This window comes from Microcoleus sp. PH2017_35_SFW_U_B (assembly GCF_020737865.1).
GTDB lineage: Bacteria > Cyanobacteriota > Cyanobacteriia > Cyanobacteriales > Microcoleaceae > Microcoleus.
Genome location: NZ_JAEQDE010000025.1, coordinates 140,911 through 147,278, shown reverse-complemented (window position 1 = coordinate 147,278; position 6,368 = coordinate 140,911). Strand labels below are relative to the sequence as shown.

General features: G+C 46.7%; 6 protein-coding genes. 3 read left to right on the top strand and 3 right to left on the bottom strand.

The genetic code is table 11. The features are described 5' to 3' along the window. Positions 1 to 126: 126 nt before the first annotated feature. Positions 127 to 516, top strand: a complete 390-nt coding sequence (locus JGK36_RS05300) for a CHAT domain-containing protein (RefSeq protein WP_293185833.1) — start codon at positions 127 to 129, stop codon at positions 514 to 516. Between the two features lie 203 nt (positions 517 to 719). On the opposite strand, the gene JGK36_RS05295 is transcribed toward JGK36_RS05300, so the two are convergent. Beyond that, the gene (locus JGK36_RS05295) at positions 720 to 908 is read right to left on the bottom strand and encodes a hypothetical protein (RefSeq protein WP_293185832.1); all 189 of its coding nucleotides are present in this window, start codon (positions 906 to 908) and stop codon (positions 720 to 722) included. Positions 909 to 1,118: 210 nt separating this feature from the next. Here JGK36_RS05295 and JGK36_RS05290 point away from each other — a divergent pair, with 210 nt between their 5' ends. Continuing rightward, complete coding sequence (locus JGK36_RS05290) at positions 1,119 to 1,598, top strand: hypothetical protein (protein ID WP_293185831.1); 480 nt, start codon at positions 1,119 to 1,121, stop codon at positions 1,596 to 1,598. On the opposite strand, the gene JGK36_RS05285 is transcribed toward JGK36_RS05290, so the two are convergent. Together JGK36_RS05285 and JGK36_RS05280 are read right to left on the bottom strand one after the other, a co-directional pair. Further along, the gene (locus tag JGK36_RS05285; protein ID WP_293185830.1) at positions 1,578 to 3,536 is read right to left on the bottom strand and encodes a cation:proton antiporter; all 1,959 of its coding nucleotides are present in this window, start codon (positions 3,534 to 3,536) and stop codon (positions 1,578 to 1,580) included. The genes JGK36_RS05290 and JGK36_RS05285 overlap by 21 nt on opposite strands. 626 nt (positions 3,537 to 4,162) lie before the next feature. Continuing rightward, positions 4,163 to 5,443 carry a GH25 family lysozyme gene (locus tag JGK36_RS05280; protein ID WP_293185829.1) on the bottom strand — a complete coding sequence of 427 codons (1,281 nt, stop codon included), beginning with the start codon at positions 5,441 to 5,443 and terminating at the stop codon, positions 4,163 to 4,165. 113 nt (positions 5,444 to 5,556) lie between these two features. Here JGK36_RS05280 and JGK36_RS05275 point away from each other — a divergent pair, with 113 nt between their 5' ends. After that, a complete protein-coding gene (locus tag JGK36_RS05275) occupies positions 5,557 to 6,051 on the top strand; it encodes a DUF427 domain-containing protein (RefSeq protein WP_293185828.1) in 495 nt (164 codons plus the stop codon). Positions 6,052 to 6,368: the final 317 nt, after the last annotated feature.

Below are 6,368 nucleotides of genomic sequence, written 5' to 3'. Positions count from 1 at the left end.
AATCCTGTCTCTGGTAAGGTTCGGGCTTTCTTCTCGAACCGCTCGAAACGAGCCGGACTTTCCAAAAGCCCCCGCTTTTAAGCGTGGGGTTCCTTACTCCCGGTTGTTGCTCAAACTACGGATGTTATACCATTTTTTTTAAGTTATGACAGACTTTGGCAAACAGGGAAAGTGTATAAATTACAATGTCTTGTCGTGTTCGATCTCTATCGGATCTTTAGAAAAATGGTATTAGTTGTTTTAAGTGCCTGCAACACTGGAGAAGGCAGAATTACCGGGGATGGAGTGATTGGCTTATCGCGTGCTTTGATTTCGGCAGGAGTGCCGAGTGCAATTGTTTCTTTATGGGCGGTTCCTGATGCGCCGACATCCGAATTGATGCAGGCATTTTATCGAAACTTGCAAAGTAATCCCGACAAAGCACAGGCTTTACGGCAGGCAATGCTAACCACGATGAAAACTCATCCCCAGCCGCGAAATTGGGCGGCATTTACTTTGATTGGGGAGGCTGAATAATAATTCTCCTAAGAAACTCATCCCAAATCCTATTTAAATGTGCGATCGGGTTTTTTGTGGATGTGCGATCGAATTTGATTGGTTAGTCCGTTATATCAAATCCGTTAGCATCGGAATTATTAGTAGCCGAAATTAGGAGACGGCAGTGCCGTGTCCCTACAATAAATCTGGGGTAGGGACACGGCACTGCCGTCTCCTCTATATCATAGGTCGTGCAACCGGAATTGATATGAGACGGGGGTTTCAACCCCCGGCGGGCCGTGCCACAAAGCAGACAAATTTTCGGTCGGTTTCAGGGCGATCGAATTTGAGAGAAATGTGCGATCGCGTTTTTTGTGGATTGGCGATCGCCAGATTGTGTGTACCACATAGACATAAAATATCCTACACATTCACCTACCTTGCACCTTCCCGCAATTAATCTTGCACCTCATACCTCATCAACTCTGCGGGTAGAACGAATGAATTTCCCATCTGGGTTGCTTAAGATTTAAGTAATCCTAAATCAACTGTCAACTGTCAACTGTCAACTGTCAACTGTCAACTGTCAACTGTCAACTGTCAACTGTCAACTGTCAACTGTCAACTTACCGCGTAACTTTATGAATGCAGAATCAGCTACAAACATTCTAGATAACCTGGTAAAGGAAAAGAGAGGCGAACCATTGAACGGCTTACAGCGAGAAATTATTCAAGGAGTTTTAAATGGTTTGACATACCAAGAAATCAAGAATAATTATGCGATCGCGCGGAACTATCAAATATGCTACTTAGGGCGATACGTTGCTTATCATTTGTGGAAATTGCTGACAGAGGTATTGAAAGATGCAGGAATTATCGACCCGGATGAAAGAGTCCGCAACAAAAATTTGTGGGATTCCGCGATGAGAGTGGCACAGCAAAGAGTGCAGTCGGAATCTGTACAAAAAAGTCAACCTCCCGTACCGCCAAATTGTGTATTTCGATCGCATATCAACAATCCTCTCCCTCTTTCCCCTTCTCCCTCTTTCCCCTTCTCCCTCTCTCCTGTTCTCCCTCTCTCTTCTTCTCCCTCTCTGTCCCTACCGCGAAACAGGTGGTAGCAAAACTTCTGCTTCCTTTTCAATTATAGATTCCTCCAAAACATTCTCTAAAACCGGAGCAGGAATCGGCACTTCTTCAACTACCTGATGCTTTTCCAAAGTCAAGCGAGAGTTGGACGAACCGGACAATCTTTTTAACAATTTTGGTGTAGGATCGTAGAGCAAATAAATAATGCGATCGCCCGCTTGCCAAATCTCTGTTGCCGACACAACTTGCAAGTATCCTTGTCTTTCAAGTAGCAGCGGCGCCAACTCCCCGGCTTGCACCAAAGCTTGCAAGTGAGCAATCTGAAATTGCAATCCCTCGCTGTTTAACTCGGTTTCCCCTAATTTTACTTCGCTGTCGGTCAAATATTCGTTCCAATCCTTCAGCGACAAATCCGAGACAAAGGCTTGATTAATTTTACTATTATTTGCAGGCGCATTTGCTTGCGGGTCTTTGGGGAATAATGCCAAAACCCTCGGCGGTGCAAACTCCTCGGCTGCTCGCTGAGCTAATACTAAGTTTACCTCGCCGTTGTTAGTCATTGCCAAAAATGTTCCCATCGAATCGAGTCCGGCTTCTTCTAACACGCTATGGTCGAGAGCGCTACTCAAAAATACTCGCAAACCTTCTCTTTCTGCTTGCGCGCAAGCTTCCGGATTGGTGTCGATAATTGCGACTGATTCTCCGCGTTCTTGAAATAAGCGAGCAATTAATCTGCTTAAAGGATTTGACCCGACAATTGCTGCACCTGTTGCTGATTTTGAGGTGACTCCTAACAGTTGAGCTATCCATCCCGCTGTCAGCCCTTGTACGAAAACAGTCATAATAATTGTCAGGAAAACTAAGGCTTTAATTGAGTCGCCGCCGTTGATGCCGCGCTGGGTGAGCAAGATGGCAAATAAAGAGGCGATCGACGCTGAGACAATTCCCCTCGGCGCTACCCAGCAAGCAAATAATTTTTGCCGCCAGTTCAGGCCGCTGTTCCAAGTGCACAGCCACACATTGATCGGCCGCACTACCCACATTAAGGCTAAAACTGTAAACAAACTTCCCCAACCGAGCGCAACTACACTAGCGAGGGATAAATCGGCCGCCAGCAACACGAACAGGACGGAGATGGCGAGGACTGTGAGTTGACCTTTGAACCTCCTGAGCAGCCGTTCTTCCGGCACAGCAGCCGCTCTGAGGACGATGCCGGAGAGGACTGTTGCCATCAGTCCTGATTCGCTGCGGAGTTCTTCTGATAAGCCGAACAATCCCCACAAACCTGCTAAAACTACTAGGTTTTTCAAGTCTTCTGAGAGAAATTGCGATCGCTTGAGAATGAATCCCAGCAGCCACCCTCCGGCAACTCCGACGACTGCGCCAACTAAAAGGCGAACGATTAAATCTCGGAACAAGACCAATAAATCAGCATTGCCGTTTAAGATAATATTCAGTACCAATACCGCCAAAATTGCTCCGACTGGATCGATTAAAACGCCTTCGGCTTCTAGCAAGGCGGCGACTTGTTTGTCAACGGATACTTGTTTTAGCAACGGGCCAATGACTGTCGGGCCTGTGACGACTACTAGGGAAGCATACAGAAATGCGATCGGCCAGGGAAATTCCCCCAACCAGTGTGCTGCCATTCCGCCGCCAATGAGCGTAATTAAAGTGCCGAAAGTAACTAAATTGCGAATGCTACCGGAAACTTTGCCTAAATCTCGCAATTCCAAATTCAAGCCGCCTTCAAACAGAATTAAGGCTACTGAAAGGGATACCATAACTTCTAAACCGCTGCCCAACAGATTGGGGTGCAACAGTCCGAGGCAATCCGGGCCTGCTAAAATACCGAATAGCAGCAAAAATACGATCGCCGGAACTTTCAGATAAGCGGCCAGAACTTGAGCGCTGATACCACAGGTGACGGTCATGACCATCAACAGGGTGATGTTAAAGGGGATTTCCATAGATATGATTGTTACAGGCTGCCCGCTCGGTTTTAAAATTTAAAAGATTTAAAAGCGCGATCGGGGGTGATTTGATTGCAGGCGCTATACTTGACGCTGGCACAAACTCGCCACTGCCCTGGATTTTTGTGAATAAAATTAAAAAACGTTGATATTGGCTATAACTTTATCAGATAATTCTCTTACCGTCAAAGATGAGAGTAAGCTGTAGCGCCTAGATTGTCTGTTATGTTCGAGGGGAAGAAGGGGAGAGAGGGAGAGAGGGAGAGGGGGAGAGGGGGAGAGGGGGAGAAGGGGAGATTTGATGTCGAGTTAATTCTCAAAGAAACTTCTTGCACTCATTCGGAAACTATCTTGAAATACATCTGCGTTACATCGTCGGTTGCATCTGCCAGCAATCTAGGATTTACATAATTTCAGAACATTAAAACCAAATACGGTTTACTTAAGATAGTCCGAAGAGAGGAACGAAGCATAAGCCCTAGCCCTTTCAGGGCGGCTTCGCCAACGGGCAGGCACGCGCCTTCGCAGTATCTATTTCTCATCGGATTTTACCCCCAGGGCGCTATATCAGTAAACGGTATTGCATTAAAACCAAATTCATCTTTTGTGGAATTAATCTCAAATCATTTGGCATTCTGCCATCGGCGCAGAAACTCCGATAGAGTTGCTGGCGAGACTTGTTTTTCCAGCCAATCTAAAGCCTGGTTTTGATTAGGTGCAGCGCGATAAAATTTGCAGGCATCTATCAGCCGAATTGTAGAATTTGGGACAGTCGATTGAGCGCGCCACTTTTGTGCGAACTCGGCAATAACAGCCGGCGAAATTTGTTTTTGCAGCCAATCTAAAGCTTGGTCTTGTTCTGCCAAACCGCGATAAAATTTGCTGACATCTATCAATCGCAAATTAGTGTCGCCCGGTGCGGCAGTTGTCCGCCACTTTTGAGCAAATTCCCCTAAAACAGAGGTAGAAACTTGAGTTTGCAGCCAAATCAAGGCAGTATCTTGAGCAGCACTAGCTTGGTAAGATGACAATAGCTCAGTCAGCCGCGCGGCTGGTACTGGAATTGGTGTCGGAATTGGTGTCGGAGTTGGTATCGGAGTTGGTGTTGGCGCTGTAGGGGGGACAATTACTTTGGGAGATTTTCTCATCAACGCGGCCCAAGTTTTGATGCCTGCCATGCCGTCTGCATTGAGGCCTTGAGATTTCTGAAACGAGATGAGGGCGGCTGTGGTAGAGGTTCCAAATTTGCCATCCATCGCGCCTTGATAGAAGCCTTTACTTCTTAATTGCTTCTGGATGTCTGCAACTTTATAATTTACGGCGCCTTCTCGGACGCTTTCAAAAATATTGCCATCTACATTGCCCGAGACACCCGACACAGTGCTAGTGTCGCTGTACTGCCAAAAAGTCCAAGTCTTCCAGCCACCGGGTACCCAAGGTTCTTCGGCACTGGTATAGTGAGCAATCCACAGCGGGTAATCTGCCAACCGCCGTGTCCCGAGGTTGTCCCAGAAACCGGGGTAGGTGTAGATAATTGGTCGCATCGAGGTGGCTTTTTCCACTGCTTCGAGCCAAGTTGTCGCGCGATCGCACAATTCGTCCCCACTCAAACCACCCGTAGTTTCCACATCCAATACTGCCGGCAAATCCCCCGCTTCGAGTTTGACAGTTTTCAAGAACAAATCTATTTGTCCTTGAACGCTGCTTTCCGGTCGAAAAAAGTGATATGCACCGCGTTGAATCCCCGCAGCTTTAATTCCCCCCCAATTCCGGGCGAAAGTTTGGGAAACTAATGTTGCACCTTCCGTCGATTTGACAAATGCGAACAGAATGCCTCCCTTGGCAACGGCTTGCCAATTGACGTTGGGCTGGTAGTCGGAAACATCTATACCGCGAATGCTCATATAATGGAGAGTTTAAGAAAGCTGGCGCAAGTCTGAAGAAGCGACTAGATTAAGGCTACATTAAATTGTAATGCTAAGTTGCTAATTGTTTTTTTGTAGGGGAGATTGTACAAGTGAACCTCGATCGCATAGAGCCAGGCCCCGGTCAAGAGTCGGTTTGGGATTACCCGCGCCCCCCTCGTCTTGAGGAATCGACCAAACACGTACAGATTATTTTTAACGGAATGACGATCGCCGATACGCGCCGCCCGTTTCGGGTATTGGAGACAAGTCACCCTCCAGCCTACTATATCTCTCCCGAGGACATCCAAATGGAATATTTGCATAAAACTTCACGGGGATCTTGGTGCGAGTGGAAGGGACAAGCGGGTTATTACACTGTGACGGTAGGGTCGAAGGAAGTTGTAAATGCTGCTTGGTTTTATCCTCATCCCAATCAGGTTTTTGCAGCTATTAAAGATTACGTGGCTGTTTATCCGAGCCAGATGGATGCTTGTTATGTGGACGGGGAATTAGTGGAATCTCAACCAGGAGATTTTTACGGAGGTTGGATTACCAAAGATATTGTCGGCCCTTTTAAGGGAGGAATCGGAACTTGGGGTTGGTGAGTTCAACAGTTGACAGTTGACAGTTGACAGTTGACAGTTTGAGAGTTGACAGTTGACAGTTGACAGTTTGAGAGTTGACAGTTGACAGTTGACAGTTTGAGAGTTGACAGTTGAGAGTTGACAGTTGAGAGTTTGAGAGTGATCTCTACCCTTAAGTCCGAGGATTGGAGTAATGAATAGTCTGATTTTAATTTCTCCCGAAAAACGTTCCGGCTTTCAACCAATTCTTTCTGGTAATTGTGAAATTGCTGGGTTTCTCACCACCCTTCGCGGCTTTAGGTTTTGATTTGAGGAATGGCAAAGAAACCGCGTTTTTT

Bases quoted from the DNA above. Each gene is read 5' to 3' on its own strand.
- JGK36_RS05285 (WP_293185830.1), bottom strand. From the start codon at position 3,536: ATGGAAATCCCCTTTAACATCACCCTGTTGATGGTCATGACCGTCACC.
- JGK36_RS05295 (WP_293185832.1), bottom strand. From the start codon at position 908: ATGTGTAGGATATTTTATGTCTATGTGGTACACACAATCTGGCGATCG.
- JGK36_RS05280 (WP_293185829.1), bottom strand. From the start codon at position 5,443: ATGAGCATTCGCGGTATAGATGTTTCCGACTACCAGCCCAACGTCAAT.
- JGK36_RS05290 (WP_293185831.1), top strand. From the start codon at position 1,119: ATGAATGCAGAATCAGCTACAAACATTCTAGATAACCTGGTAAAGGAA.